Origin of the sequence: Streptomyces sp. NBC_01803 (genome assembly GCF_035917415.1) — a bacterium.
Lineage (GTDB): Bacteria > Actinomycetota > Actinomycetes > Streptomycetales > Streptomycetaceae > Streptomyces.
In genome coordinates, this window is sequence record NZ_CP109073.1 from 1,534,350 (window position 1) to 1,559,560 (window position 25,211).

A 25,211-nucleotide genomic window follows, 5' to 3' on the forward strand; every position below is an offset into this window, starting at 1 on the left:
GGGCAAGGTCACGTGTTGTCGTTCCATCGACCGTGGCGCGGCGATGCGCCCCGGTCAGCTCTTGTCGGCCCCGGTCCGCGCGGGCGCGGAGTCCGGCCGGTCGTCAGCGGCGGGGAAGCCCTCGCGCAGCTCGGCGATGGCGGCCTCGAAGTCCTCGAGCGAGTCGAAGGCCCGATAGACGGACGCGAAGCGCAGGTAGGCCACCAGGTCCAGCTCGCGGAGCGGCCCGAGTATGGCGAGGCCGACGTCGTGCGTGGACAGCTCGGCGCTGCCGGTCGCGCGCACCGCCTCCTCGACCCGCTGGCCGAGCTGGGCGAGGGCGTCCTCGGTGACGGGACGGCCCTGACACGCCTTGCGGACGCCGACGATCACCTTGTCCCGGCTGAACGGCTCGGTGACGCCGCTGCGCTTGATCACCATCAGCGAGGCGGTCTCCACCGTGGTGAACCGCCGGGAGCAGCTCGGACACTGGCGGCGACGGCGGATCATGGTGCCATCGTCGGCGGTGCGGCTGTCGACGACGCGGCTGTCGGGGTGTCGGCAGAAGGGGCAGTGCATCTCTTCTCTCCCTTTCCGACTTTCCGACTTTCCGACAGCTCGGTGACGCAGCGTGCGGACGCCGGGCGTGCGGGCACGGCGTCATGACCTCGCCAGGCCGTTCGAACGGCCTGTGGGGGCGATCACCAGCATAGGCGATATCCACCGCCGATGAGGACCCAGGACCACAATTTGTGGGGAGCCGCCAGTCATGAAACCACTACATCTAGGGTTCCGCTGTCAACATCATCAGAACGCGTGTCGCGCCGCGACAAACGGGGCCCGGGGTCGGGCGGGTGGCGGCCGCATGGGAGGCTATCGCACGGGCGGTTACCGTTCGCGGCCGGAGTCCCCTTTTACCGAGGGGCCATACACCCGGTTTTGCGACCACGTCAGGCGATCTGCGATATTTCACTCGAACGTGTGTTTGGCGCAACCTTTCGATAGCAACTACCGTTGTCTGACTAGCGAGTACCACCTGAGAAGGGGCCGACATGACCACCGCAGCAGACGACGCCATCACCGCCGCTGAGCGCCGCCAAGACCGGCTGGGCACGCCGGGAGCCGCGCCCGCCCGCTCGCTGCCGGGGCGCCCACCGGGGATCAGGGCCGACAGCTCGGGCCTCACCGACCGCCAGCGCCGGGTCATCGAGGTCATCCGGGACTCCGTGCAGCGCCGCGGCTACCCGCCGTCGATGCGGGAGATCGGCCAGGCCGTCGGCCTGTCCAGCACCTCGTCCGTGGCCCATCAGCTCATGGCCCTGGAGCGCAAGGGATTCCTGCGTCGCGACCCGCACCGCCCCCGCGCGTACGAGGTGCGCGGTGCCGACACGCCGACGCCCCAGGCCGCGGACACGGCCGGCAAGCCCGCCGCCTCGTATGTGCCGCTGGTCGGCCGGATCGCGGCCGGTGGCCCGATCCTCGCCGAAGAGTCGGTCGAGGACGTCTTCCCCCTCCCCAGGCAGCTCGTCGGCGACGGCGAGCTCTTCGTGCTGAAGGTCGTCGGAGACTCGATGATCGAGGCTGCTATCTGCGACGGCGACTGGGTGACGGTCCGCCGCCAGCCCGTTGCGGAGAACGGCGACATCGTGGCCGCCATGCTGGACGGCGAGGCGACCGTGAAGCGCTTCAAGCGCGAGGACGGCCATGTCTGGCTCCTCCCGCACAACGCGGCATACCAGCCGATCCCCGGCGACGAGGCCACGATCCTCGGCAAGGTCGTCGCCGTCATGCGCCGGGTCTGACCCGCCGCGTCGACCGCGCCCTCTGGCTCGCGCCCCTTCTCACGACGCGGTCGCCCGCGCTGCCGCGTCGATCGCCGCGAGCGACCGGCGCGCCTGATTGCGATCGGTCGTGTACCAGAAGCCGGGCATCGAGGCGCGGAGGAACGCTCCGTAGCGCGCCTTGGCCAGCCGGGGATCCAGCACGGCCACCACGCCCCGGTCGCCCGTGGCACGGACCAGCCGCCCCGCTCCCTGGGCCATCAGCAGCGCGGCATGCGTGGCCGCCACCGCCATGAATCCATTCCCCCCCGCTTCCTCCACCGCCTTCTGCCGGGCGCTGACCAGCGGATCGTCAGGGCGCGGGAACGGGATGCGGTCCATCACCACGAGCTGACAGCTCGGCCCAGGCACATCCACCCCCTGCCAGAGCGAGAGCGTGCCGAACAGACAGGTCCGCGTGTCCTCGGCGAAGGTCCGGATCAGCTCGCCCAGGGTCTCCTCCCCCTGGAGCAGGATCGGCAGGTCGAGCCGACCGCGGAGCTCCTCGGCCGCCGCCTGCGCGCCCCGCATCGAGGAGAACAGCCCGAGTGTCCGCCCGCCCGCTGCCTCCACCAGCTCGGCCAGCTCGTCCAGCATGTCGGCGCGGCTGCCCTCCCGGCCGGGCGGCGACAGATGCTGCGCGACATAGAGGATGCCCTGCTTGCGATAGTCGAACGGGGACCCCACGTCCAGGCCCTTCCACTCCGGGAAGTCCTCGCCGTGCTCCCCCTCCGGGGCCAGCCCGAGCGAGGCGCCCACGCCGTTGAAGTCGCCGCCGAGCTTGAGCGTCGCCGAGGTGAGCACGACCGAGCGCTCCGCGAAGAGCTTCTCCCGCAGCAGCCCGGAGACGGACAGCGGGGCCACCCGCAGCGAGGCGCCATACCGGTCGTGCCGCTCGAACCAGACCACGTCGTACTCGGAGCCCTGCGTGATCCGCTCCGCGACGTCCTGGATCGTCTCGATCGAGGCCAGTGCCTGCTTGCGCACCACGTCCTCGTCCGCGAGCGAGGCGTCCCGCGTGTTCCCCAGGGCGGTGATCACCGCGCGGGCCGCGTCCCGCAGCGCCATCAGCGCGTACCCCAGGTCGTCGGGGATCTTCTCCAGCCGTCCGGGGAGGGCCAGCTCCATCAGGCGCTCGAACGTCTCCGCCGCCGTCTGCAACTGGTCCGCGATCTTCTCGTCGATGAGCCGGGCGGCGCGCCGCACCGCCCGGCTGACCGAGCCCGGGGTCAGCTCGCCGGTGGCGACGCCGGTGACCCGGGACACCAGCTCATGCGCCTCGTCGACGATCAGCACGTCGTGGCCCGGGAGCACGGGGGCGCCCTCGATGGCGTCGATGGCCAGCAGCGCGTGGTTGGTGACGATGACCTCGGCCAGCTTCGCCCGCTCCCTGGCCGCCTCGGCGAAGCACTCGGCCCCGTACGCGCACTTGCTCGCGCCCAGGCACTCCCGCGACGAGACCGACACCTGCGACCAGGCGCGGTCCGAGACACCGGGCGTCAGGTCGTCCCGGTCCCCTGTCTGGGTCTCATCGGCCCAGTCCCGCAGCCGCAGCAGGTCCTTGCCCAGCCTGCTGCTCGGCCCTCCGACCGCCTGCTGAGCCGCCTGGGCGGCCTCGAAGGGGTCGAAGAGGCCCTCCTCGTCCTCCTGCGGCACGCCCTCACGCAAGCGGTGCAGACACACATAGTTCGACCGGCCCTTGAGCGTGGCGAACTCCGGGCGACGGCGCAGCAGCGGGTGCAACGCCTCGACCGTGCGCGGCAGATCCCGCTCGATGAGCTGCCGCTGCAGCGCCAGCGTCGCGGTGGCGACGACGACGCGGTCGCCGCCCGCGACAGCCGGCACCAGATAGCCCAGCGACTTACCGGTCCCGGTGCCCGCCTGGACCAGCAGATGCGTGTCGTCCTCGATGGCCTCGGCCACGGCCTGGGCCATGGCGACCTGCCCCGGCCGCTCGGCCCCGCCCACGGCGGCGACCGCGGCGTGCAGCAGATCCGTGAGGGCGAGCCCGGTGGGCTCCTCGGACACGGGTGACTCGGTGGGCGCGGAGGGCTCCCCGGATGTGACAGTCATAGGGCTGTCACCTTACGCGGCGGCTCTGACATCCGCCGCCCGCTCAGGGGGAGTGCAGCGGATTCGCGACAGTTCCGTGCACGGCCGCGTGCGGCCGCCGCGGCCGGTCCCGGTAGCCGTCCAGATAGAGCCGGTTGCGGTTCAAGCAGAGCCGCTCGATGCGCGGAGTCAGCAGGTCGAAGGTCTCGTAGCGCTCCTTCAGCTCGGGGAACCGCCGCTGGTGCCGGTCGATTTCCGCTCGTACGAGTGACCAGAAAGCGCGCTCCGGCACGCCCAGTTGTTCCTCGCACAGCGGCGCGAGGTATCGGAAGACGCCGACGAACAGCCCGGAGTGGATGAACTGCGTGAGGAATCCCGGGCGTTCGGTCAGCAGCACCCGGCGCACCTCGTCCGGCGCCCCGTCCAACTCCGGCAACGGCTCCGCGCTCAGGTTCACGTCGTCGACGAAGTCCTTGACGGCGAGCCGGGCGGGGACGTCCCCCTCGTCGAAGACGATCAGGGCGTTCTCGCCGTGCGGGGAGAAGACCGTGCCGTACGTGTAGAGGAAGCGCAGCAGCGGCGGCAGCAGCGCCTCGAACAGACGCCGCACCCGCACGCGCGGGGCCAGCCCGGAGCGGTGGACGAGCTCGGCGGTGAGCGACCGGCCTTCGGTGTCGGTGGCGAGCAGGGCGGCCAGCGTCCGAGCCCGCTCCCCCGGGCCGAGATACGGGCCGACCGGCTCCCGCCAGATGCAGCCCAGCAGCTCGCGGTACTGGTGGGGCACGGTGTCCAGCCGGTCGTACAGCGGATGCTCGACGGTGACGGAGGCGACCTCGCCGAGCAGGATCACCCGGGTGTCCTCGGCGAGGAACGGATCGGCGTCGCGCACCCCGTGCATCCAGCCGGTCACGGCCGGGGCGGCAAGGGTGCGCTCGGTGGGCAGGCCGCGCCAGACCAGCGTGTTGAGGATGGACAGCGGCAGCTTCACACTGCGCGCGTCGGGACGGGAGAGTTCAGGAAGGTGCGGCGGGACTGCTGCGGCAGCCGCAGATCGCCGTCCGTCGGCACAGGTATGACGTCCCCGGCCGCGATCTGCGGGGCGTAGAGGGGGGCTATCGTCTCGTCCCATTGCCAGGGGTGGACCGGCAGCCACAGATAGTCGCCCGGGGCCCGGCCGCGTTCGGCGACGATGCGGTCGAAGGCGTCGCGTGTCGGCCCGGACAGCTCCTCGGCGTACAGCGATCCGGGCGCGGCCGGCGGGGCCGTGCCCCGGTAGCGCGCCAGCCCGCGGTGGACGGCGAGCCACGGCAGCGGCCGGGGAGTGCGTGCCTCGGGCGCCCAGCCCGCGGTGTCGGCGGCCGAGAAGCCCATCCGCCCCTTGTTGGCCACCAGCCAGGGGTGCCCGGTCTGCCGCCCCTCCAGCTCGGCGTGGTCGAGGTCGGCCAGCTCGGCGGCGGTGAGCGCGCCCGCGTCCAGGGCGACATCGGCGCTCAGCGTGGCCATGAGCTCACGGATGAGGTGGCCCGTGGTGTCGCCGGACAGGCAAAGGAGGGTGTCGTGGGCGTGGGCGATGAATTCCAGCGGGTCGGCGCCGGCCGGGTGATCGAGCCCGGGTCCAACCGCCAGTGTCCGTATCCGCCCCGGCGGGCGCGGACGCGGTAGGTGAGGCCGGGCGCCACGGGCAGCCGGTAGGCGTCGGCGGGCGGGCCGTCGGGGTCCGGAGTGACGATGCCCTCGTAGGCGAATTCGGCGAGCATCTTGGCGAGGAGCCGACGGGCGGCGCGGCTCCAGGCTGTCTCCGGGGGTGCGGGCATGGGAACGGACCTCCTCGGGTGCGGGGGCTGGGCGAGGGGGGTCGGCTCAGCGGTCCGCCACCATGAGCGCGGCCCGTTTGCCGGGCAGGTCGGCGTCGGCCGTCCTGCGGAAGCCCGCCGCGCGGAAGGCCGCCAGCGAGGCGGCGTTACGCACGTCCGGCTCGGCCACGACGCGGGCGCAGCGCGGCCGGTGGCGCAGCACGAGGCCGACGACGCCGCGCAGCAGCGCGCTGCCGAGGCCCCGGCCGCGGTCCTCGGCGCTGCCGATGAGGAGATGGACGCCGGTGTCGTGGAGCCGGGAGGGGTAGTAGCGGGCGAGCGGGTCGAGATCGGCGCGGTAAATCTCCCAGTAGCTCATCGGCAGGCCCTCCAGAACGCCCAGGCAGGGCCGGCTGCGGCCGTCGCCGTCGAGCTGCCGCCGCAGGTGCGCGGCCGTGCCCTCGGCGGGGCCGGCCAGCCGCCACGAGGCGTCCACCACCGGGTCGTTCATCCAGGTGGTGACGAGCGAAAGGTCACGGGCGAGGTCGACGGGAACGAGCTGGAAGACGCCGACCGGCGTGGCGACGGGGCCCCAGTCGCCCACGTTGTCCAGCAGGTCGGGCCGGTCGGCCGGCCGCTCGCTGCCGTAGCCCGCGGGCGCGCCGGTGAGGTCCGGCGGCAGGTGGAGGTCGGCGGTGTCCTCGCCGTCGTCGGTGTCGGGGGCGGGCACGGCGGCTCCTTCAGCGCGTGACGAGCGGGTTGGCGACCGTGACGTAGACGGACTGGCCGTCGACCGGGCCGACGAGCTCGTCCAGGCCGTGCAGCCGGGTGAGGAGGTTGGCCTTGCAGCGCAGAGTCGGCGCCGCCAGCAGATGGGCGACGAGTGGGGAGACGGGCCCCTCGGTGGCGGCGTGCGCCTCCTCGGTGAGGAAGCCGCGGAACGCCGCGAGCATCATCTCCTCGTCGGCCAGGCGCTGCGCGCCGAACGCGCCGATCAGCCCGAACACGTTGTTGACGCCGAGGTAGTAGGCAAAGCGCTCGTCGGCGACCTCGTCGGTCACGAACGTGCCGGAGACCTCGCCGACCCCCGGCAGCCGCCGCTGGAGCGCGTCGCGGCGCGAGGCTCGGAAGTAATACCCCTGGTTGTCGCGGAACCGGCCGCCCACCGGCCAGCCGTCCGCGTCGAGCAGCACGATCGTGTTCTGCTGATGGGCTTCGAGCGCGATGCCGGCCCGCGCGTCCAGCCACAGCAGCGGCCCGACGACCGCGCGCAGATACCGCAGCAGCCACTCGGCGGCGACGGCCGGGACCGGGCGCCCGGTGCGCGCGGCCAGCGCGCCGACGACGACGGCCAGCCGGGAGCGCAGCTCCCGTTCCGGCCGGCCGGGCCACGGGCGAGGCGCGGTCAGCGCGGCGAGGCAGAGCGCGTCGTCGTCCGGACCGAACGGGCTGTGCCGCAGGATCGTGTCCAGGCCGGGAACGGGCCGCCCTTCGGTGTCGTCGACCGCGAGCCAGGCCGGGTCGCGCACGATGTCGAAGCCGGCGCCCGCCGGGAACGCCGCACGCCACTCGGCCCCGAGCCCGCCGGCCAGCAGGCGGTGGGCCTCGACACCTCGGTGCAGCTCCTTGCGGAGGTTCTCCCGGCGGGAGTTGGTGATGCGCAGCGCGAGCGAGAGCTTGAGCATGGCCGGTGCGCCGGGCCGGTGGACCGTGCGGACCGAGGAGGTGGGGTACCAGGGGTCGCCGTGCTCGCCGAGGTCGTGCAGCAGCCCCGCGTCCAGAAGCGCGGCGACGGCCGGCCGGCGCACCACGTCGCGGGCCTGCCAGGGGTGCAGCGGCAGCGGCACCGTTCCGCCGGGCAGGACGAGTCCGCCGTCGGTGAGCCGGACGGCGAGCGTCTCCGCGGGCACGGCCGCGCCGTCCTCGGTCCAGGCCGAGTCGGTGGCGAGCACGGAACGGTCCACGGCCAGCCAGTGCAGCCGGAACGCGCCGCGCAACTCGGGCGAACAACGGCCGGCCTCCTCGCCGGCCAGCCCTTCGCGGCTCTTGGCGGCCGGGTGCAGGGGGTGGCCGAAGAGCAGGGACTGCTCGGCGTCGAGGAACGGATGGCCGTGCGCCGCCGGACCCGGCTCCGCCCGGCGCGCGGCCAGGAACGCGGCGGTGCGCAACGTGGAGTCCGCGACCCCGCCCACCAGCGCGACGGTCTCCGGCACGCGCTCGGGGCCCCCCTCGCGGGCCAGCAGCGCGGCGAGCGTGACGGCGTCCACCGGCCCGGCTCCCGCCCGGGCCCCGGCGAGCGTGGGTGGGCCGAAGCGGTGCCAGCCGGTGGCCGACCAGTGCCGCACGGGGACCCGCAGCGCGACGCCCGAGGCGGGCAGCGGCAGGCACAGCTCCCGGCCGGCGGGCCGGGCGACGGCCGTCTCGCGCAGCCAGCAGCGCAGCAGGTTCTCCGTGGAGGCGGCGTCGGCGGCCCGGCCGGGATCGGCGTCCTCCAGCGGGTCCCCCGGATCCTCCCCACCGTCGTGGCCGTCCCGCGCGCCCGCCGGACCGGCCGGTGCCGCGCCCGCGCGCCGCTGGCGCGGGTCCGAGGGGTCGAGCAGCCGGGCGAGACGACTCAGGACCGGCTGGCGCTGGGGGGAGGCGCTCGATTCGGGCTGGGGGCGTGCGTTCATCCGTGTGCGGCGCGCGTGCCCGGCACGGACCGACCGGACCGGCGGCGCCTCCTCCTTTGTCACTGTCTGCCGACGTCAGGGGCGTTCCCCCATCCGTGGTAACGACGGTGGACGCCGGGGATCACGGGCTTGTGGCAAGATCCTTCGACACGCCCACGTGGCCGGAAAGGAACCACAGACCCGGCTGCCGCCGTCCAGAACAACACCCGCATAGTGGGGGAGCCACTCCGACTATGGCGGAGTGCATGTCAAGCACCACATCCAGGAAGCACACCAGGGGGAGAACACCCATGTCTTCGATACCCAGGCAGCGGCCACGGCGCCGCGCCGCCCTCGCGGCCACGGCCATGGCCGCCTGTCTCGCGCTGACCGCCACCGCCTGCAACGGTGACGAGGACGCCGATGCCGGGGCGCAGCCGAGCGAGGAGGCGAGCACGGGCGACGATCAGCTCCAGGACCTGATCGACAACCTCCCGTTCGAATTCGACGTGGAAGCCTGGATGGACGGCGCCTGGGCCGACTGGGACGAGGAGACCTGGCTCCGCGAGGTCGGCGACTTCGTCAACCCGATCATCGACGGCCTGTGGGACCAGGAGCGGATGGGGGAGGCCGAGGACCCGGAGCAGTCGATCGACGACGATCAGATCGACGAGGACCAGAACGCCCCCGAGGCCGACGACCCGATGGCCGACCGGGGCATCACCGACCCCGAGCCGGTGGCCGTCGAGGCCGAGGCGGTGCCCACCCCCTACACGGAGAACGGCGCCCCGATCGGCAAGGTGTTCTTCGACAGCCCCGAGGGCCCGATGGTCTGCTCCGGCACGGTCGTGAAGGACCCGAACGCCCCCGGCCAATCCAACCTGGTCGCCACCGCGGGCCACTGCGTGCACGCGGGCACCGGCGGCGGCTGGTACCGGAACCTGAGCTTCGTCCCGGCCTACAACAACAACGGCCTGGGTGCCGCGGAGATCGAGTCCGCGGCCTACGAGGATGTCGCGCCCTACGGCGTCTGGTGGGCGGACTACGTGTCCACCACCCAGTACTGGATCGACAACGGCACCGAGAGCGGCGGCGACGGCGCGCACGGCGACTTCGCGATCCTGTCGGTCGCGCCGGAGAACGGCAGCGGCCTGTCCCTGGAGGAGACGGTCGGCGCCGCCCTCGACATCAACTTCGACGCCCCGGCGGTCTCCGGGCTCGGCGCGGTGACGCTGTACGGCTTCCCGGCGGCCGACCCGTACGACGGTGCCCTGATGTACAGCTGCGTCGACTACCCCGGCCGGCTGTCGATCGACGCGACCATGCCCGTCATGTACTGGGCCGGCTGCACCATGACCGGCGGCGCCTCGGGCGGCCCCTGGCTGCGCACCAACGAGAACGACGAGCCCGAGCTGATCTCGGTCAACTCCATCGGCCCGCTGGAGAGCACTTGGCTGGCCGGACCCCGGCTGGACGAGGAAGCGCGGGGCGTGCTGGACTACGTGAGCGCCGAGGTCAGCGGCGGCTGACCCCGCCCGGGGCCCGAGGCCCGACGCCCGGACGTGACCACACACGAGGGGCCCGGCACCCACCATCACGGGTGGGTGCCGGGCCCCTCGGCGTCAACGCGAGCGCCCGCTAGGCGCGGGCCGTGGCCAGCGGGCTGCGGGTGGTGTCGCTGCCGGGCACCGGCTCGGACGGGTCGTCGCCGAGCCGCACGACACGGTTGGCCGAGTCCACGTGCACGACGGTGGGCCTGAGGCGGCGGGCCTCGGCGTCTTCCACCTGCGCGTAGCTGATCAGGATGACCAGGTCGCCCGGCTTGACGAGGTGGGCGGCGGCGCCGTTGATCCCGATGACACCGGAGCCCCGCTCACCCTCGATGACATAGGTCTCCAGCCGGCTCCCGTTGTCGATGTCGACGATGTGGACCAGCTCGCCAGGCAGCAGATCCGCGGCCTCCATCAGGTCCGCGTCCACGGTGACCGAACCGACGTAGTGGAGGTCGGCCTCGGTCACCGTGGCACGGTGGATCTTCGACTTGAACATGGTGCGCAACACGATCGGCTCTCCCGGCTCTTTCTGGGGTCGCGTTCCGGGGTGGGATACGCGCCGTCCGCACCATGCTAACCGCGTATTACCCGCGCGTACGCGCCGGGACGAAAGGCTCCAGCACCGCGGCCAGCTCGGGGTGCACCCGGGCCTTCAGCAGCGTGCCCTCGCCCGTGTGCTCCTCGGTCAGGACCTCGCCCTCGGCGTGCACGCGGGAGACGAGCGCCCCCTGCGTATACGGCACCAGGGCCTCCAGCTCGACCTCGGGGTGCGGCAGCTCCGCGTCGATCCAGGCCAGCAGCTCCGGAATGCCCATCCCGGTGTGCGCCGAGATGGCGATCGCCCGCTTCTCAGCGCGCATCAGCCGCTGGAGGGTGAGCTCGTCGGCGACATCGGCCTTGTTGACCACCACGATCTCGGGAATGTCCTTCGCCCCGACATCGCGGATCACCTCACGGACGGCCGCGAGCTGCTCCTCGGGCACCGGGTGCGAGCCGTCCACGACGTGGAGGATCAGGTCGGCGTCGCCGACCTCCTCCATCGTGGAGCGGAACGCCTCGACCAGGTGGTGCGGCAGGTGCCGCACGAAGCCGACGGTGTCGGCGAGGGTGTACAGCCGCCCGCTGGGGGTCGTGGACCTGCGCACGGTCGGGTCGAGGGTGGCGAACAGCGCGTTCTCCACCAGCACGCCCGCGCCGGTGAGCTGGTTGAGCAGGGAGGACTTGCCGGCGTTGGTGTAGCCGGCGATGGCGACCGAGGGCACCTTGTTGCGATGCCGCTCCTGCCGCTTGAGGTCACGGCCGGTCTTCATCTCCGCGATCTCCCGGCGCATCTTCGCCATCTTCTCGCGGATCCGCCGCCGGTCGGTCTCGATCTTGGTCTCACCGGGGCCGCGGGTCGCCATGCCCCCGCCGCCGCTGGATCCGCCGCCGCCCATCTGGCGGGAGAGCGACTGACCCCAGCCGCGCAGGCGCGGCAGCATGTACTGCATCTGGGCCAGCGAGACCTGCGCCTTGCCCTCGCGGGACTTGGCGTGCTGGGCGAAGATGTCGAGGATCAGGGCGGTCCGGTCGACCACCTTCACCTTGACGACGTCCTCCAGGTGGATGAGCTGGCCGGGGCTGAGCTCACCGTCGCACACAACGGTGTCGGCGCCCGTCTCCAGCACCAGATCACGCAGCTCCTGGGCCTTGCCCGAGCCGATGTACGTGGCCGGGTCCGGCTTGTCGCGGCGCTGGATCACGCCATCGAGCACCAGGGCGCCGGCGGTCTCCGCCAGGGCGGCGAGCTCCGCCAGGGAGTTCTCCGCGTCCTGGGCGGTGCCGGAGGTCCAGACGCCGACCAGCACGACGCGCTCCAGGCGCAGCTGGCGGTACTCGACCTCGGTGACATCCTCGAGCTCCGTGGAGAGTCCCACGACACGGCGGAGCGCGGCCCGCTCGGCGCGCTCGAACTGCTCACCGTCCCGCTCCTCGTCGAATTCGCTCCGGGCCACGTCCTCATCCATCAGGGCGTCGGCCCGGCGGCCCGCGGCGCGGCGCTGGTTGGTGTCCTGTGGAAGGGAAGAGAAGGTCAATGCGGTCCTTAAGTCGGATGGAGGGGACTGCTTGTCCTAACGCCCGGGCGATCCGGAACATTCCGCGGCCCCCGGAAGCGGATTTCCATAGTGGCACGCCCCCTCGCGGCCGTCACCCGGATTAGCGAGCGTGCCGCGCCCCTTCTCCGAACCGGTCTCAGGGCTGGAGCCGCGCCGCCCGCGTCACGTCATAGACCCCGGGTACCCGGCGCATCGCCTTCATCAACCTCGGCAGCCCGGACGCGTCCGGCAGCCGCAACGTGTAGGTGTGCCGCACCCGGTGCTCGCGGGGCGGCTCGATTTCGGCGTGCAGCACGGCGGCACCGTGCGCGGCCAGGGCCTCGGTGAGGTCCGCGAACAGCTCCGGTCGGCCCAGGGCCTCGGCGTGCAGCGTGACGCGGCAGCCCACCGATCCGGAGCGCCAGCTCACGCGCAGCGGGCGGCGGCCGGCGGCGGTCATGTCGGCCGCGGCCGGACAGTCCTCCCGGTGCACGGTGACAGCGCCGCCCCGGACCGCGAAGCCGGACACCGTGTCCGGCGGCACGGGCGTGCAGCAGCGGGCCAGCCGCACGGGCGCGTCGGGGGCACCCGCGACGACGGCCGCGGACTCCTCGGTCGGCCCGGCGGGCGGCGGCGGATCGGCGGACGCGGCCGGGGCCGCGACGAGCGCGGTGGCCGGCGCGTCGTCCGCGGCGGGCTCGTCCGCGCCGCCCTGGACACTGTCGAGCCAGCGCCGGATCGGGATGCGGGCGGCCGGCGTCGTGGCGTAGTCCAGCCATTCCGGGGAAGGACCCCAGCTGCCGTCCGCGGCGAGCAGGAGCTGCACGGCGTCGCCGTCGTGCAGCACGGTGCGCAGCGTGGCGAGCCGCCCGTTGACCCGGACGCCGATGCAGGCGTGCGCGTCCTGGCCGTGCCGGGCGTAGGCCGCGTCCACACAGGTCGCGCCGACCGGGAGCTGGAGCGGACCCTCCTCGGCGGCGTCGACGAAGACCGTGATCTCGCGGTCCCGGGCGAGCTCGTCGCGCAGCGCGGTCCAGAAGGTGTCGGGGTCGGGCGCCTGCCGCTGCCAGTCGAGCAGCCGGGACAGCCAGCCGGGGCGGGTCGGGTCGCCGCGCTCGGCGTCGTCGCCGACCGGCTCGCCCTCGCCGGGGCGGGTCGGGTCGCCGAGCGCGATGACCCCGGCCTCGGCCACGCGGTGCATGGTGTGGGTGCGGACCAAGACTTCCGCGACCTGCCCGGCGTCGACGGCGAGCGCCGTGTGCAGCGACTGGTAGAGGTTGAACTTGGGGGCCGCGACGAAGTCCTTGAACTCCGAGACGACCGGGGTGAAACAGGTGTGCAACTCGCCGAGGACGGCGTAGCAGTCGGCGTTCTCCCCGACCAGAATCAGCAGGCGGCCGTAGTCGTACGGGCCGAGCGCGCCGCGTTTGAGCCTGACCCGGTGCACGGAGAGCACATGCCGTGGCCGGATCACGACCTCGGCGGCGATCCCGGCCTCGCGCAGCACGGCGCGCACGGACTCCGCGACCCGCGCGAGCGGATCGGGCCGGTCGGTGTGCCGGCGGATCAGCTCCCGCGCGGTGGCGTGCTCCTCGGGCTGGAGGATGGCGAAGACCAGGTCCTCCAGCTCGGTCTTCACGGTCTGCACGCCCAGCCGCTCGGCCAGCGGGATGAGGACGTCGCCGGTGACGCGCGCGATCCGGGCCTGCTTCTCCGGGCGCATCACGCCGAGGGTGCGCATGTTGTGCAGCCGGTCGGCCAGCTTGATCGACATCACGCGGACGTCGCTGCCGGTGGCCACGAGCATCTTGCGGAAGGTCTCGGACTCGGCGGCGGCGCCGTAGTCGACCTTCTCCAGCTTGGTGACGCCGTCCACCAGGTGGCCGACCTCGTCCCCGAACTCGGCGCGGACCTGATCGAGGGTCACCTCGGTGTCCTCGACGGTGTCGTGCAGCAGGGACGCCGTCAGGGTGGTGGTCTCCGCGCCCAGTTCGCCGAGGATGAGGGTCACCGCCAGCGGATGGGTGATGTACGGCTCGCCACTCTTGCGGAACTGTCCGCGGTGCGCGGACTCGGCCAGCAGATAGGCGCGGCGCAGGATGCCCAGGTCGGCGCGTGGATGGTGGCGGCGGTGGGCCTGGGCCAGATGCTCGATCGCGTCCGGCAGCCGGCCCCGCAGGGCCGTCCGCAGGACGGCGGCGCGCCCGAGCTGACGCAGCCTCAGCATGTCCCTGCGGCCACCGCGGCGTCCGCCGGCCGTGCCGCTCGGTGTGGTCGCCTCTGCGCTCATGGGATGCGCACCTCCCGCGGTCTCCGTGACCGGACCGCGTCCCCGTTGATCCCGCAGCGGCGCCGGTGCTTGATGCTACCGAGCCCACCACGCGCTACTGACCGGCGACCGCCCCGATCGCGTGGGATCACCCATTCCAGTGACTTATGTTCTGGGAAAGGTGGCCGAAACCCGCAGGGCCCCCGGCCGGTATCAGCGGGGTCGCTCAAGTGAGGTCACTCAGGGGAGGCGCTGAGCCACGCGGGGTCGATCGTCCCCTCCGCGACGATGACCGCCGGGCCTGTCATGGTGATCTCGCCGTCCGGGTGCTCGGTGATCAGCAGCCGACCGCCCGGCACGTCCACGGTGTAGGTGGTGGCATCGCCACCGCCGTCCACCGGGTCGAGGCCGTCGCGGCGGGCCGCGGCGACCATGACGGCGCAGGCGCCCGTGCCGCAGGAGCGGGTCTCGCCGGAGCCGCGCTCGTGCACCCGGAGCGCCACGTGGCGCGGTCCGCGGTCCGCGACGAACTCCACGTTGACCCCGCGCGGATAGGCGTCGGCCGGATGGACAGCCGGCGCGTCGAGGAGCGGCCCGGCCTCCGCGAGGTCGCCGACGAACGCGACGGCGTGCGGGTTCCCCATGTCGATGTGGCGCGCGGGCCAGACGCGGTCGCCCACGGTGACGGTCACCGAGGGGTCGGGCCCGGACGGCAGGCGGGCCGCGCCCATGGCGACGGTGACGCTCCCGTCCTCCTCGAAGCGGACCCGGCGGACCCCGGCCCGGGTGGCGACGGCCAGGTCGCCACCCTTGACGAGCCCGGCGCGCCGCAGATACCGCGCGAAGACCCGCACCCCGTTCCCGCACATCTCGGCTGTGCCGCCGTCCGCGTTGCGGTAGTCCATGAACCACTCGGCCTCGCCGGCCAGTGCCCTGGTCTCGGGGTCGGCGGCCGACCGCACGACGCGCAGCAGCCCGTCGCCCCCGATCCCGGCGCGGCGATCACACAGCCGCGCCACCGTCGCCGCGGAGAGCGCGAGGCGGCCGTCGAAGTCGGGGATGATGACGAAGTCGTTCTCCGTGCCGTGTCCCTTGAGGAACGGCACGGGCTGCTGTGCGATGCCCACCCACCCGATGGTAACGGATCGTGACGACACTCAGCGCAGGGCGGCGACGCGCAGGACCGCGAGCACGGCCAGCAGCAGGACGCCGAGGCCGTACAGCGCCAGCAGCCGCCAGTCCGGTCGGCGGCCCGAGCCGCGCGGCGGGAGCCCCGGCCAGGTGTAACCGGCGCGGCGGGCGGCCATCATGCCCCAGCCGGCGGCGCTGCACCCGATGAGGAGGCCGAGCATGGCCACGACGGAGCCCGCCTCGTCGAAGGCGAAGGCGAGCGGGAAGGCGAACATCAGCGAGCCGACGAGGCTCAGCAGCACGATGGGCGCGAAGAGCGCGAGGCGGAGCCGCCGGGGGGGCCGCAGGTCGGCGTAGGACTCGTCGCCGCGGAAGTCGTCGATGATCTCGACCGCCTCGCCGCCCGGACCGGCGGCGTCGACGCGGTGCGCCGAGTCAGCGTGGCCCAGGGGGTCGAGGTCGTCGAGGGGGTCCAGGGAACTCGCCGACAGGGCGTCCCCGAACCCGTCGGGCACGAGCGGATCGTCGGTGGTACGCCGGGGCGGAAAGCCTTCCGTCGTGCCGTTGCTCTCGCGAGGGCCGGCCTCCATCGCCACGCGCCCTCCCTACTGCTCAACGGTTTCATACCTGCGACATCGCTCGATGATGGCACGCGATCCGGCCACTCCCGGGTGCCTGGAGCGTCCCGATGCCATCACGTGATCAGGATGTGACCGCTCGTTCGAGCAGCTCCCACGCCCGTTGTTCAAGCTGCCCGGCCGCCTCGCGCGCCCCGCTCAGCCAGCGCACGCGCGGGTCGCGGCGGAACCAGCTCTCCTGCCTGCGGGCGAAGCGCCGGGTGGCGCGGACGGTCTCCTCGCGGGCCTCCTCCTCGGTGCACTCGCCGGCCAGCGCGGCGAGCACCTGCTGATAGCCGAGCGCCCGGGAGGCGGTCAGCCCGGCGCGCAGACCGGCCCCCTCCAGGGCGCGGACCTCGTCGACGAGGCCGGCGGCCCACATCCGGTGCACGCGGGCGGTGATCCTGGTGTCGAGCTCGGCTCGGTCCACGCCGACGCCGATCTGGAGCGTGCGGTAGACGCCGCGCTCCTCGGCGGGTCCGGGCAGGTTGGCGGTGAACGGGCGGCCGGTGATCTCGATGACCTCCAGGGCGCGGACGATCCGCCTGCCGTTGCTGGCGAGGATGGCCTCGGCGGCGGGCGGGTCGGCGGCGGCGAGGCGGGCGTGCAGGGCGCCGCTGCCGTGGCGGGCGAGGTCGGCCTCCAGCCTGGCCCTGACTCCCGGGTCGGTGCCGGGGAAGTCGAGCCGGTCGACGGCGGCGCGCACATAGAGACCGGAGCCGCCGACCAGGACCGGGACGCGGCCGGCCGCCAGGAGCCGGTCGACGTGGTCACGGGCCAGCCGTTGGTACGCGGCGACACTGGCGGTCTCGGTGACGTCCCAGATGTCGAGCAGGTGGTGCGGGACGCCCCGCCGCTCGACGGGGGTCAGCTTGGCCGTGCCGATGTCCATGCCCCGGTAGAGCTGCATGGAGTCGGCGTTGATCACCTCGCCGCCCAGCCGCCTGGCCAGCGCGACCCCGAGATCGGATTTTCCGGCCGCGGTGGGTCCCACCACGGCGACGACCTGCGGGGCGGAGGCTGCGGCGTTCACGCGGGCAGTCTTCCAGATCGGCCGGAAGCCCTCGAACGAGCGACGTGACGCGGGACCGCGCGGGTCGTTTCTCGTTCAGAGGTTCCGCCCGTCGTCAGCGGGCGGGACATCACCCACACAAGTGATATCAGGAGTGGTTATGGGTGTTTTTGCCTGGTTGAAGGGCCGCGGACAGGACAGGAAGCAGCCGTCCGGCACGGCGGCCGGGGAGGCCGGTGCGGCGCCGGAGGAGACGCCGGCCGCCGAGGGCGCCGACGGCGACGGCGTCGGGATCCCCAAGCAGACCGCGGGTGAGGCGGCCGACCGTGAGGCGGGTGAGGAGGCCCGCAAGTAGACCGGCGGCGCCACCGCCCGGGGACGGGCGGTCGCGGAAGGCCGGGTCAGGACCAGGACGCCACGAAGTACCCGACGCCGTACGGTGCCGCGTCGTACAGCAGCCGTCCGGCGAGCCCGGCCCCCTCGGCCGCCCCGGCCAGCACCTGCCAGCCCGAGCGCCCCGCGGCGCGCAGCGTCCGCGCCAGCCCGGCGTCGAGCGCGGCGAGCGCGGCGGTGTTGGCCCCTCCAAGCGCCCGCGCGGCGGCGGCGTCGAACGCGGCGGCGCGCTCGTCGTGGTGGCCGGGGGCCTTGAGCGAGCGGCAGGCGCTGCCGTCCCCCATCACGAGCAGGGCCAGCCGCTCCGGCCCGGCGGCCAGCTCGCGGCCGACCTCGGCGCAGCGCTCCGGCTCCAGCGGCTCACCGACGCCGAGTCCCTCGACGGGGGCGTTGCGCCACCCGGTGCGCTCCAGGAGCCAGGCGCCCACGGTCAGCGACGGCGGCAGCTCCCGCTCCCCCGGCTCGCCCTTCCCGAGGCCGACCTCGACGTCCACGCCGAAGCCGCGCAGCGATCCGCGCGTGCCCGCGGGGAACGCGCCGCGGTCGGGCGGCTCGGCCGGCCCGACCACCAGCAGCCGGTCGGCGCGGGCGGCGGCGAGGACGGCGACGGCGTCGTAGCAGGCGGCGCGGGCGTCGTCCATCTCGGCGGCGGCACCCCCGGCCACCTGGGGCACCAGCAGCGGCGGACACGGGCACACGGCGGCGGCGACAAGCATGTCGGCAGCTTAGGGCCTGGCTTGTGGATCTCCGCGGGGCCGCGCGGCCTCAGCAGACCGCGCACCCCCCGGCCGGCTCCGCCGCCGGCGCCGGGGCGCCGACCGAGGGCAGGCCGAGCATGACGCCCGCCGCCGGCTCGGCCGGGGCCGCGTGGCGCAGCTCCCAGGCGTCGCCGGCCCGGGTGCGCCGGACATTCTTGACCGGGCCCTCGGCGAGCAGGTGGTGCGGGGCGGCGTAGGTGATCTCGACGGTCGCGACGTCACCCGGGCGCGGGGCGGGGCCGTCGGGGCGGGCGAAGTGCACCAGGCGGTTGTCGGGGGCGCGGCCGGACAGCCGCCGGGTGGCGTCGTCCTTGCGGCCCTCGCCCTCGGCGACCAGCACCTCGACCGTGCGGCCGACCTGCTTCTTGTTCTCCGCCCAGGAGATCTCCTCCTGGAGCGCGACCAGACGCTCGTACCGCGCCTGCACGATCTTCTTCGGCACCTGCCCCGGCATCTCGGCGGCCGGGGTGCCGGGGCGCTTGGAGTACTGGAAGGTGAACGCCTGGGCGAAGCGGGCCTCGCGGACCACGTGCAGGGTCTCCTCGAAGTCCTCCTCGGTCTCGCCGGGGAAGCCCACGATGATGTCGGTGGTGATGGCGGCGTCCGGGATGGCGGCGCGCACCTGCTCGATGATGCCGAGGTAGCGCTCCTGCCGGTAGGAGCGGCGCATCGCGCGCAGCACGCGGGAGGAGCCGGACTGGAGCGGCATGTGAAGCTGCGGCATCACGTTCGGCGTCTCGGCCATCGCCTCGATGACGTCCTCGGTGAAGTCGCGCGGGTGCGGCGAGGTGAAGCGGACGCGCTCCAGGCCCTCGATCCGTCCGCAGGCGCGCAACAGCTTGGAGAACGCCCGGCGGTCGCCGATGTCGGAGCCGTAGGCGTTGACGTTCTGGCCGAGCAGCGTGATCTCGGTGACGCCCTCCGCGACCAGGGCCTCGACCTCGGCGAGGATGTCACCGGGCCGGCGATCCTTCTCCTTGCCGCGCAGCGCCGGGACGATACAGAAGGTGCAGGTGTTGTTGCAGCCGACGGAGATGGCGACCCAGGCCGCGTACGCGCTCTCGCGGCGGGTGGGCAGCGTGGAGGGGAACGCCTCCAGCGACTCCGCGATCTCGACCTGCGCCTCGCGCTGGATCCGGGCCCGCTCCAGCAGCACCGGAAGGCTGCCGACGTTGTGCGTGCCGAAGACCACGTCCACCCAGGGTGCGCGGCGCACGATCGCGTCGCGGTCCTTCTGCGCCAGGCAGCCGCCGACCGCGATCTGCATGCCGGGGCGGGCGGCCTTCCGCGGCGCGAGCTGGCCCAGATTGCCGTAGAGCCGGTTGTCCGCGTTCTCCCGGACGGCGCAGGTGTTGAAGACGACGATGTCGGCGCCGTCCGCGCCGTCGGCGGCGGGGACGTAGCCGGCCCGTTCCAGCAGCCCGGCCATCCGTTCCGAGTCGTGGACGTTCATCTGGCAGCCGAACGTCCTGACTTGGTAGGTGCGCGTGACTTCGGGCATGCGAGAACTCGATCCCATTCGATTCGATTCAGTGACCAGTGAGGGCCGGTCCCCAAGTCTACGTTCCGCTGGTAGCTTGCCCGTGTGCTCTCCGTGCGTCCTCTGCGGCGGCGCCCCTGGCCGCTCGTGCTGGGCCTCGCCGTGGTCCTGACCGTGCTGGCGGCGCTCATCTGGCGGCCCCTGGTCGGAAACGACGACAGCCCGTCGGGCGAGGTGACCATGAGCACGGGGGTGATCACCGGGGTGTACGCCCGGTACGGGCAGCTCCTGGAGGAGCAGTTGGAGCGGGACGCGCCGGATCTCCGCCTCATGCTGGAGCCGAGCGTCGGCTCCGGGGAGAACATCGAGCGGCTGGTGTCGGGCGAGGCCGATTTCGCCATCGCCACCGCCGACGCCATCGCGACCTATCAGGCCGACGACCGCGAGGGGGCCGACCGGCTGCGGGCCTGCGCCCGACTCTACGACGACTACCTCCAACTCGTCGTCCGCGAGGACTCCCCCGTCCACCGGACCGCCGACCTGGCGGGCCTGCGGGTCGGCGTGGGCCAGGACAACTCGGGCGTGCAGCTGGTGACGCGGGCGCTGCTCGCGGCGGCCGGACTCGACATGGACACGGGCGTCGAGCCGGTCCGGGAGGCCATCAACAGGATGCCCACGCTGCTGGAGTCCCACGAGATCGACGCCTTCTTCTGGTCGGGGGGGCTGCCCACCACCGCCATCAAACAGCTCGCCGACCGTGTGGACATCCGGCTGGTCCCGCTGGGCGACCTGCTGGACACGCTGGCCGCCCAGGGGGACCAGGCCGCCTACTACCGGGCGGCGGTGATGCCGCCGGACGCCTATCCCGACATCTCCGGCACCGGCACGATCGACACCATCGCGGTGGCCAACCTCCTGGTGACGACCGACCGCATGGACGACGCGGTCGCCGAGCAGATCACCGAGTCGATCATCAACGGCCGCGACCGCATCGGGCAGTACGTGCACGCGGCCCAGCGGGTCGATCTGCGGACCGCCATCTACACCCAGCCGCTCCCACTCCACCCGGGCGCCGCCGCCTACTACCGCGCGGCCAAGTCCTGAGCCTCCGCACTCCCCACCGGACATGACATCGGAGTCCCCCGTGCACGACGACCGCAGCCTCGTGGAGAACCGCCTGCACCGGGTGCTGAGCGAGCGCCTCAGGCCGGCGATCCACCGCGATCCGGTGCCACTGGCCGTCGAGCGATGGGACGCGCCGGGTGAGCCGGTGCCGGTCGCCGAGGGGCTGGCGGCGCGCTACCGGCCGGCCGCGGCGGGCGACACGTGGGGTCCGGCGTGGGGCACCACCTGGTTCCGGGTCACCGGACGGGTGCCGGGGGCCTGGGCGGGGCGGGTGGTGGAGGCGGTCCTCGACCTCGGCTTCGACCGGCGGCTGCCCGGGTTCCAGTGCGAGGGGCTGGTCCACCGCCCCGACGGCCGTGCTGTGAAGGGCCTGCATCCGGCCAACGACTGGGTACGGGTCGCGGACGCGGCGGCCGGTGGCGAGGAGGTCGAGCTGTACGTCGAGGCGGCGGCCAATCCGATCCTGACCGAGCAGCGGCCCAGCGACCGGGGCGACCGGCTGACCTCGGGCGACGAGCCGCTGTACCGGCTGGCGCGGATGGATCTGGCCGTCTTCGAGACGACCGTGTGGGAGCTGGTGCAGGACCTGGAGGTGCTGAGCGGGCTGATGGGGCAGCTCTCCGTGGACGACGCGCGGCGCTGGACGGTGCTCCGGGCCGTCGAGGGCGCGCTGGACGCCCTCGACCTGGACGACGTCACGGGCACGGCCCCGGCCGCCGCCCGGTGCCTGGCCGGGGTGCTCGCCTCGCCCGCGCACGCCTCGGCGCACCGGCTGAGCGCGGTCGGCCACGCGCACATCGACTCGGCGTGGCTGTGGCCGCTGCGCGAGACGGTGCGGAAGGTGGCGCGCACGGCGGCCAATGTGACGGCGCTGATGGACGGGCACCCGGATTTCGTCTTCGCGATGTCGCAGGCGCAGCAGTTCGCCTGGCTGAAGGAGCACCGGCCCGAGGTGTACGCGCGGGTCCGGGAGAAGGTGGCGGCCGGGACGTTCGTGCCGGTGGGCGGCATGTGGGTGGAGTCGGACACCAACATGGTCGGCGGGGAGGCCATGGCCCGGCAGTTCGTGTACGGCAAGCGGTTCTTCCTGGAGGAGTTCGGGATCGAGACACGGGAGGTGTGGCTGCCCGACTCGTTCGGGTACTCGGCGGCGCTGCCGCAGCTCGTGAGGCTGTCGGGGTCCGAGTGGTTCCTCACCCAGAAGATCTCGTGGAACCAGACCAACGCCTTCCCGCACCACACCTTCTGGTGGGAGGGCATCGACGGCACCCGCGTCTTCACCCACTTCCCGCCCGTCGACACGTACAACTCCGATCTGGGCGGGGCACAGGTCGCGCACGCGGCCCGCAACTACCGGGAGAAGGGCCGGGGCACGCGCTCGCTGGTGCCGTTCGGCTGGGGCGACGGCGGGGGCGGTCCCACCCGGGAGATGCTGGCGCGGGCCGGGCGGCTGCGGGACCTGGAGGGCTCGCCGCGGGTGGAGATCGAGCGGCCGGCCGCGTTCTTCGGGAAGGCGCGCGCCGAGTATCCGGACGCGCCGGTGTGGGTCGGGGAGCTGTACTTGGAGCTGCACCGGGGCACGTACACCTCACAGGCGAGGACGAAGCAGGGGAACCGGCGGAGCGAGTCGCTGCTGCGCGAGGCCGAGCTGTGGGCGGCCACGGCGGCGGTGCGCTCGCCCGGCTACGGGTATCCGTACGAGGACCTGGAGCGGCTATGGAAGACGGTGCTGCTGCACCAGTTCCACGACATCCTGCCCGGTTCGTCCATCGCCTGGGTGCACCGGGAGGCCGGGGCGGCGTACGCGCGGGTGCGGGCCGAGCTGCTGGAGATCGTGGACGGCGCGCAGCGGGCGCTGGCGGGCACGGGCCCCGGCACGGTGGTGTTCAACGCGGCCCCGCACGCCAGGGGCGGCATCCCGGCCGGCGGCGCGCGCCCCCGCCCGGGCCCGGTGACCGCTCCGGTGACCGCTCCGGTGACGGCCGGGGCGCGGGACGGCGGGGGCTTCACGCTCGACAACGGCCTGCTGCGGGTGGGCATCGACGGCCGGGGCCTGGTGGTCTCCGCCGTCGATCTGGCCGTCGGCCGTGAGGCGATCGCGCCGGGCCGGGCGGGGAACCTGCTCCAGCTCCACCCCGACCTGCCGAACCGCTGGGACGCCTGGGACCTCGACGCCTTCTACCGGCATGACGTCACGGACCTGGTGGACGCCCGGGCTCTGGCCCTGACCGAGGACGGCGGCGAGGCGGCCACGGTTGAGGTGGTCCGTTCGTTCGGCGCCTCCCGGGTGACGCAGCGGCTGACGCTGCGGGCCGGCGCGCGCGTGCTGGAGGTGGACAGCGCGATCGACTGGCACGAGCGGGAGAAGATCCTCAAGGCGGCCTTCCCGCTGGACGTGAAGGCGGACAGGTCGGCGGCGGAGACCCAGTTCGGGCACATCTTCCGGGCCACCCACACCAACACCTCGTGGGACGCGGCGAAGTTCGAGATCTGCGCCCACCGGTGGCTGCACGTCGAGGAGCCCGGCTGGGGCGCGGCGGTCGTCAACGACTCCACCTACGGCCACGACGTCACCCGCGAGATCCGCGCGGACGGCGGCCAGACCACCACGGTGCGGCTCTCCCTGCTGCGCGCTCCGCGCTATCCGGATCCGGAGACCGACCAAGGCGCCCACCGGCTGCGATACGCGCTGGCGCCGGGCGCGACCATCGGCGACGCCGTCCGCGAGGGCCACTGGATCAACCTGCCCGAGCGCGCGGTCCCCGGCGACGCGGCCGTCGAGCCGCTGGTCACCGTGGAGGAGGACGACGGCCGGCTGGTGGTGGCGGCCGTGAAGCTGGCGGACGACCGCGGCGGGGACGTGGTGGTCCGGCTGTACGAATCGAGCGGCGGCCGGGCGCGCGGCCGACTGCGGACGGGCTTCGCGACGGTCTCCGTGACGGCGACCGACCTGCTGGAACGGCCGCTGGCGGACGCGCCGGCCTACCGGGCCGGGGCAGATGGCCGGGTGGAGCTGGCGCTGCGCCCGCACCAGATCCTCACGCTGCGCCTGGCCCGGGCCGTTGCGCGCCCGTGACGATGAGCCCGGGGATCTCGGGGGCGTCCCGGGGCACGGTGACGGTCACGCGCAGGCCGTGCGGCGCGTTGCGGGCGTAGGAGATGTCCGCGCCCGCGGCGGCGAGCAGGGCCGCGACGATGGACAGGCCGAGTCCTGAGCCGGAGACGTTCTGGTGCCGGCCGCTGCGCCAGAAGCGGTCGCCGATGCGCTCCAGCTCGGCGTCCTCCAGTCCCGGCCCGTCGTCGGCGGTCTCGATGGTGACGCCGTCGCGATCGGTGGACACGGTGACGCGCACCTCGCCGCCGCCCGGCGTGAACTTCAGGGCGTTGTCGACGATCGCGTCCAGCGCGCTGGAGAGCCCCACCGGATCGGACCAGCCGGTGGCCGCCGGGGGCCCGGCCAGGCGCAGGGCGACGCCGCGCCGGTCCGCGACCGGGTGCCAGGCGGCGACCCGTTCCGCGACCAGGGCCGCCACATCGGTCACCCGCAGGTCGGCGGGGGTGTGCTCGGCGACGGCGAGGTCGAGCAGACCGTCCAGCACCCGGGCCAGGCGCTTGCCCTCGGTGCGGACGGAGGCGACCTCCGGGTTGTCCTCGGGGAGTTCGAGGGCGAGCAGGTCGATGCGGAGCAGCAGCGCGGAGAGCGGGTTGCGCAGCTGGTGGGAGGCGTCGGCGACGAAGGCGCGCTGCTGACGGAGCACCTCCTCGACGTTGTCGGCCATCTCGTTGAACGAGCGGGCCAGCCGCCGCAGCTCCGGCGGCCCGGCCGCGGTGGCGACCCGGGCGGTGAGCCGGCCCGTGGCCATCTCGTGGGTGGCCTTGTCCAGCACGCGCACCGGGCGCAGCACCCAGCCGGCGAGCCGGAACGCCGCGCCGACGGCCAGCAGCATGGCGGCCGCCTCCCCGGTGGCGATGGCCAGCCAGCCGCGCAGGACGCGGGAACGCAGCGCGCCGGTGGGCGAGTCGGTGAGGACGACAGCGATCACGTCGCCGTCCCTGATCACCGGCGAGGCGACGATCAGCCGCCGGTCGCCGTCCCAGGGCCACACCTGCGACGGGCCCTGGCTGCGGCGCCCGGCCAGGGCCTCCGCGAACTCCTCGCCGGCGGTCCCGCCCGGCACCCGCCAGTCGTTCGGCGCGACGGCCATGGGCTCGGCGTCGCGCCAAAAGACCCCGGCCCTGATCCCGTACACCTCGTAGTACCGGGCGAGATCGGCACGGAGGGTCTCCGCCGCCTCGTCCGCGGCATCGCCGGCCGCGGCGTCCGCCGCGTACTGGGCGAGGGAGGCGAAGCGCGCCGTGTCGTCGATGCGGTCCACGATGACCCGCTGCTGCTCGCTGCGGGCCTGGCTGGTGGCCAGCGGCACGCCGAGCGCGAGCAGCACGCCGGCCAGCAGCACGATGAGGAGGGGGAGCAGGCGTGAGCGCATGGTCGTCGGCGAATCC

18 protein-coding genes and 1 pseudogene are annotated in these 25,211 nt (G+C 73.5%); 5 read left to right on the top strand and 14 right to left on the bottom strand.

Annotation, left to right across the window (positions count from 1 at the left end; genetic code table 11):
* Nucleotides 1-54: 54 nt before the first annotated feature.
* Nucleotides 55-558 (bottom strand): transcriptional regulator NrdR, encoded by a 504-nt coding sequence (nrdR, locus tag OIE51_RS06420; RefSeq protein ID WP_326596179.1) that lies wholly within the window; start codon nt 556-558, stop codon nt 55-57.
* Between the two features lie 473 nt (nt 559-1,031).
* Between nrdR and lexA the strand changes: the two genes are divergently transcribed.
* Entirely contained in the window at nt 1,032-1,781 is a 750-nt protein-coding gene (gene lexA / locus OIE51_RS06425; protein WP_326596180.1) for a transcriptional repressor LexA, read from the top strand.
* A 39-nt stretch (nt 1,782-1,820) separates the two neighbouring features.
* Here lexA and OIE51_RS06430 read toward each other — a convergent pair whose 3' ends face one another.
* The 4 genes and pseudogenes from OIE51_RS06430 to OIE51_RS06445 form a co-directional block, all read right to left on the bottom strand.
* Entirely contained in the window at nt 1,821-3,872 is a 2,052-nt protein-coding gene (locus OIE51_RS06430; RefSeq protein WP_326596181.1) for an ATP-dependent DNA helicase, read from the bottom strand.
* A 43-nt stretch (nt 3,873-3,915) separates the two neighbouring features.
* Nucleotides 3,916-5,665 (bottom strand): annotated as a pseudogene (locus OIE51_RS06435) (IucA/IucC family protein).
* A 46-nt stretch (nt 5,666-5,711) separates the two neighbouring features.
* Nucleotides 5,712-6,374, bottom strand: coding sequence for a GNAT family N-acetyltransferase (locus OIE51_RS06440; RefSeq protein WP_326596182.1), 663 nt, complete (start codon nt 6,372-6,374; stop codon nt 5,712-5,714).
* Nucleotides 6,375-6,384: 10 nt separating this feature from the next.
* On the bottom strand, nt 6,385-8,316 hold the full coding sequence (locus OIE51_RS06445; protein WP_326596184.1) for an IucA/IucC family protein: 1,932 nt from the start codon (nt 8,314-8,316) through the stop codon (nt 6,385-6,387).
* 290 nt (nt 8,317-8,606) lie between these two features.
* Here OIE51_RS06445 and OIE51_RS06450 point away from each other — a divergent pair, with 290 nt between their 5' ends.
* On the top strand, nt 8,607-9,824 hold the full coding sequence (locus OIE51_RS06450) for a trypsin-like serine peptidase (protein ID WP_326596185.1): 1,218 nt from the start codon (nt 8,607-8,609) through the stop codon (nt 9,822-9,824).
* A gap of 109 nt (nt 9,825-9,933) precedes the next feature.
* Here the strand turns inward: OIE51_RS06450 and panD are convergent, their stop codons facing one another.
* From panD to miaA, 6 genes are all read right to left on the bottom strand, one after another.
* A complete protein-coding gene (gene panD / locus OIE51_RS06455; RefSeq protein ID WP_326596187.1) occupies nt 9,934-10,356 on the bottom strand; it encodes an aspartate 1-decarboxylase in 423 nt (140 codons plus the stop codon).
* A 76-nt stretch (nt 10,357-10,432) separates the two neighbouring features.
* Nucleotides 10,433-11,854: a GTPase HflX gene (hflX, locus tag OIE51_RS06460; RefSeq protein WP_442812040.1), complete on the bottom strand. Its 1,422-nt coding sequence runs from the start codon at nt 11,852-11,854 to the stop codon at nt 10,433-10,435.
* Between the two features lie 226 nt (nt 11,855-12,080).
* Nucleotides 12,081-14,213 (bottom strand): RelA/SpoT family protein, encoded by a 2,133-nt coding sequence (locus OIE51_RS06465; protein WP_326596189.1) that lies wholly within the window; start codon nt 14,211-14,213, stop codon nt 12,081-12,083.
* 215 nt (nt 14,214-14,428) lie between these two features.
* Nucleotides 14,429-15,313 carry a diaminopimelate epimerase gene (gene dapF, locus OIE51_RS06470; protein WP_326600523.1) on the bottom strand — a complete coding sequence of 295 codons (885 nt, stop codon included), beginning with the start codon at nt 15,311-15,313 and terminating at the stop codon, nt 14,429-14,431.
* Nucleotides 15,314-15,349: 36 nt separating this feature from the next.
* A complete protein-coding gene (locus OIE51_RS06475) occupies nt 15,350-15,913 on the bottom strand; it encodes a hypothetical protein (protein ID WP_326600525.1) in 564 nt (187 codons plus the stop codon).
* Between the two features lie 112 nt (nt 15,914-16,025).
* Nucleotides 16,026-16,973, bottom strand: a complete 948-nt coding sequence (gene miaA / locus OIE51_RS06480; RefSeq protein WP_326596190.1) for a tRNA (adenosine(37)-N6)-dimethylallyltransferase MiaA — start codon at nt 16,971-16,973, stop codon at nt 16,026-16,028.
* A 139-nt stretch (nt 16,974-17,112) separates the two neighbouring features.
* On the opposite strand from miaA, the gene OIE51_RS06485 reads away from it, so the two are divergent.
* Nucleotides 17,113-17,307: a gliding motility protein gene (locus OIE51_RS06485; protein WP_326596191.1), complete on the top strand. Its 195-nt coding sequence runs from the start codon at nt 17,113-17,115 to the stop codon at nt 17,305-17,307.
* A gap of 46 nt (nt 17,308-17,353) precedes the next feature.
* Here OIE51_RS06485 and OIE51_RS06490 read toward each other — a convergent pair whose 3' ends face one another.
* Both OIE51_RS06490 and miaB read right to left on the bottom strand, forming a co-directional pair.
* Nucleotides 17,354-18,061: a hypothetical protein gene (locus OIE51_RS06490; RefSeq protein ID WP_326596192.1), complete on the bottom strand. Its 708-nt coding sequence runs from the start codon at nt 18,059-18,061 to the stop codon at nt 17,354-17,356.
* A gap of 49 nt (nt 18,062-18,110) precedes the next feature.
* Nucleotides 18,111-19,622, bottom strand: a complete 1,512-nt coding sequence (miaB, locus tag OIE51_RS06495) for a tRNA (N6-isopentenyl adenosine(37)-C2)-methylthiotransferase MiaB (RefSeq protein ID WP_442811873.1) — start codon at nt 19,620-19,622, stop codon at nt 18,111-18,113.
* Between the two features lie 66 nt (nt 19,623-19,688).
* Here miaB and OIE51_RS06500 point away from each other — a divergent pair, with 66 nt between their 5' ends.
* Together OIE51_RS06500 and OIE51_RS06505 are read left to right on the top strand one after the other, a co-directional pair.
* A complete protein-coding gene (locus tag OIE51_RS06500) occupies nt 19,689-20,687 on the top strand; it encodes a TAXI family TRAP transporter solute-binding subunit (protein ID WP_326596194.1) in 999 nt (332 codons plus the stop codon).
* Between the two features lie 40 nt (nt 20,688-20,727).
* The gene (locus OIE51_RS06505) at nt 20,728-23,784 is read left to right on the top strand and encodes an alpha-mannosidase (protein WP_326600527.1); all 3,057 of its coding nucleotides are present in this window, start codon (nt 20,728-20,730) and stop codon (nt 23,782-23,784) included.
* Here OIE51_RS06505 and OIE51_RS06510 read toward each other — a convergent pair.
* Nucleotides 23,747-25,195: a sensor histidine kinase gene (locus OIE51_RS06510; RefSeq protein WP_326596195.1), complete on the bottom strand. Its 1,449-nt coding sequence runs from the start codon at nt 25,193-25,195 to the stop codon at nt 23,747-23,749. The two genes, OIE51_RS06505 and OIE51_RS06510, sit on opposite strands and share 38 nt — an antisense overlap.
* Nucleotides 25,196-25,211: the final 16 nt, after the last annotated feature.

Bases quoted from the DNA above. Each gene is read 5' to 3' on its own strand.
- OIE51_RS06450 (WP_326596185.1), top strand. From the start codon at position 8,607: ATGTCTTCGATACCCAGGCAGCGGCCACGGCGCCGCGCCGCCCTCGCG.
- miaB (WP_442811873.1), bottom strand. From the start codon at position 19,622: ATGGGATCGAGTTCTCGCATGCCCGAAGTCACGCGCACCTACCAAGTC.
- nrdR (WP_326596179.1), bottom strand. From the start codon at position 558: ATGCACTGCCCCTTCTGCCGACACCCCGACAGCCGCGTCGTCGACAGC.
- OIE51_RS06490 (WP_326596192.1), bottom strand. From the start codon at position 18,061: ATGCTTGTCGCCGCCGCCGTGTGCCCGTGTCCGCCGCTGCTGGTGCCC.
- OIE51_RS06485 (WP_326596191.1), top strand. From the start codon at position 17,113: ATGGGTGTTTTTGCCTGGTTGAAGGGCCGCGGACAGGACAGGAAGCAG.
- OIE51_RS06430 (WP_326596181.1), bottom strand. From the start codon at position 3,872: ATGACTGTCACATCCGGGGAGCCCTCCGCGCCCACCGAGTCACCCGTG.
- OIE51_RS06465 (WP_326596189.1), bottom strand. From the start codon at position 14,213: ATGAGCGCAGAGGCGACCACACCGAGCGGCACGGCCGGCGGACGCCGC.
- lexA (WP_326596180.1), top strand. From the start codon at position 1,032: ATGACCACCGCAGCAGACGACGCCATCACCGCCGCTGAGCGCCGCCAA.
- OIE51_RS06510 (WP_326596195.1), bottom strand. From the start codon at position 25,195: ATGCGCTCACGCCTGCTCCCCCTCCTCATCGTGCTGCTGGCCGGCGTG.
- hflX (WP_442812040.1), bottom strand. From the start codon at position 11,854: ATGGATGAGGACGTGGCCCGGAGCGAATTCGACGAGGAGCGGGACGGT.
- OIE51_RS06445 (WP_326596184.1), bottom strand. From the start codon at position 8,316: ATGAACGCACGCCCCCAGCCCGAATCGAGCGCCTCCCCCCAGCGCCAG.
- OIE51_RS06475 (WP_326600525.1), bottom strand. From the start codon at position 15,913: ATGGAGGCCGGCCCTCGCGAGAGCAACGGCACGACGGAAGGCTTTCCG.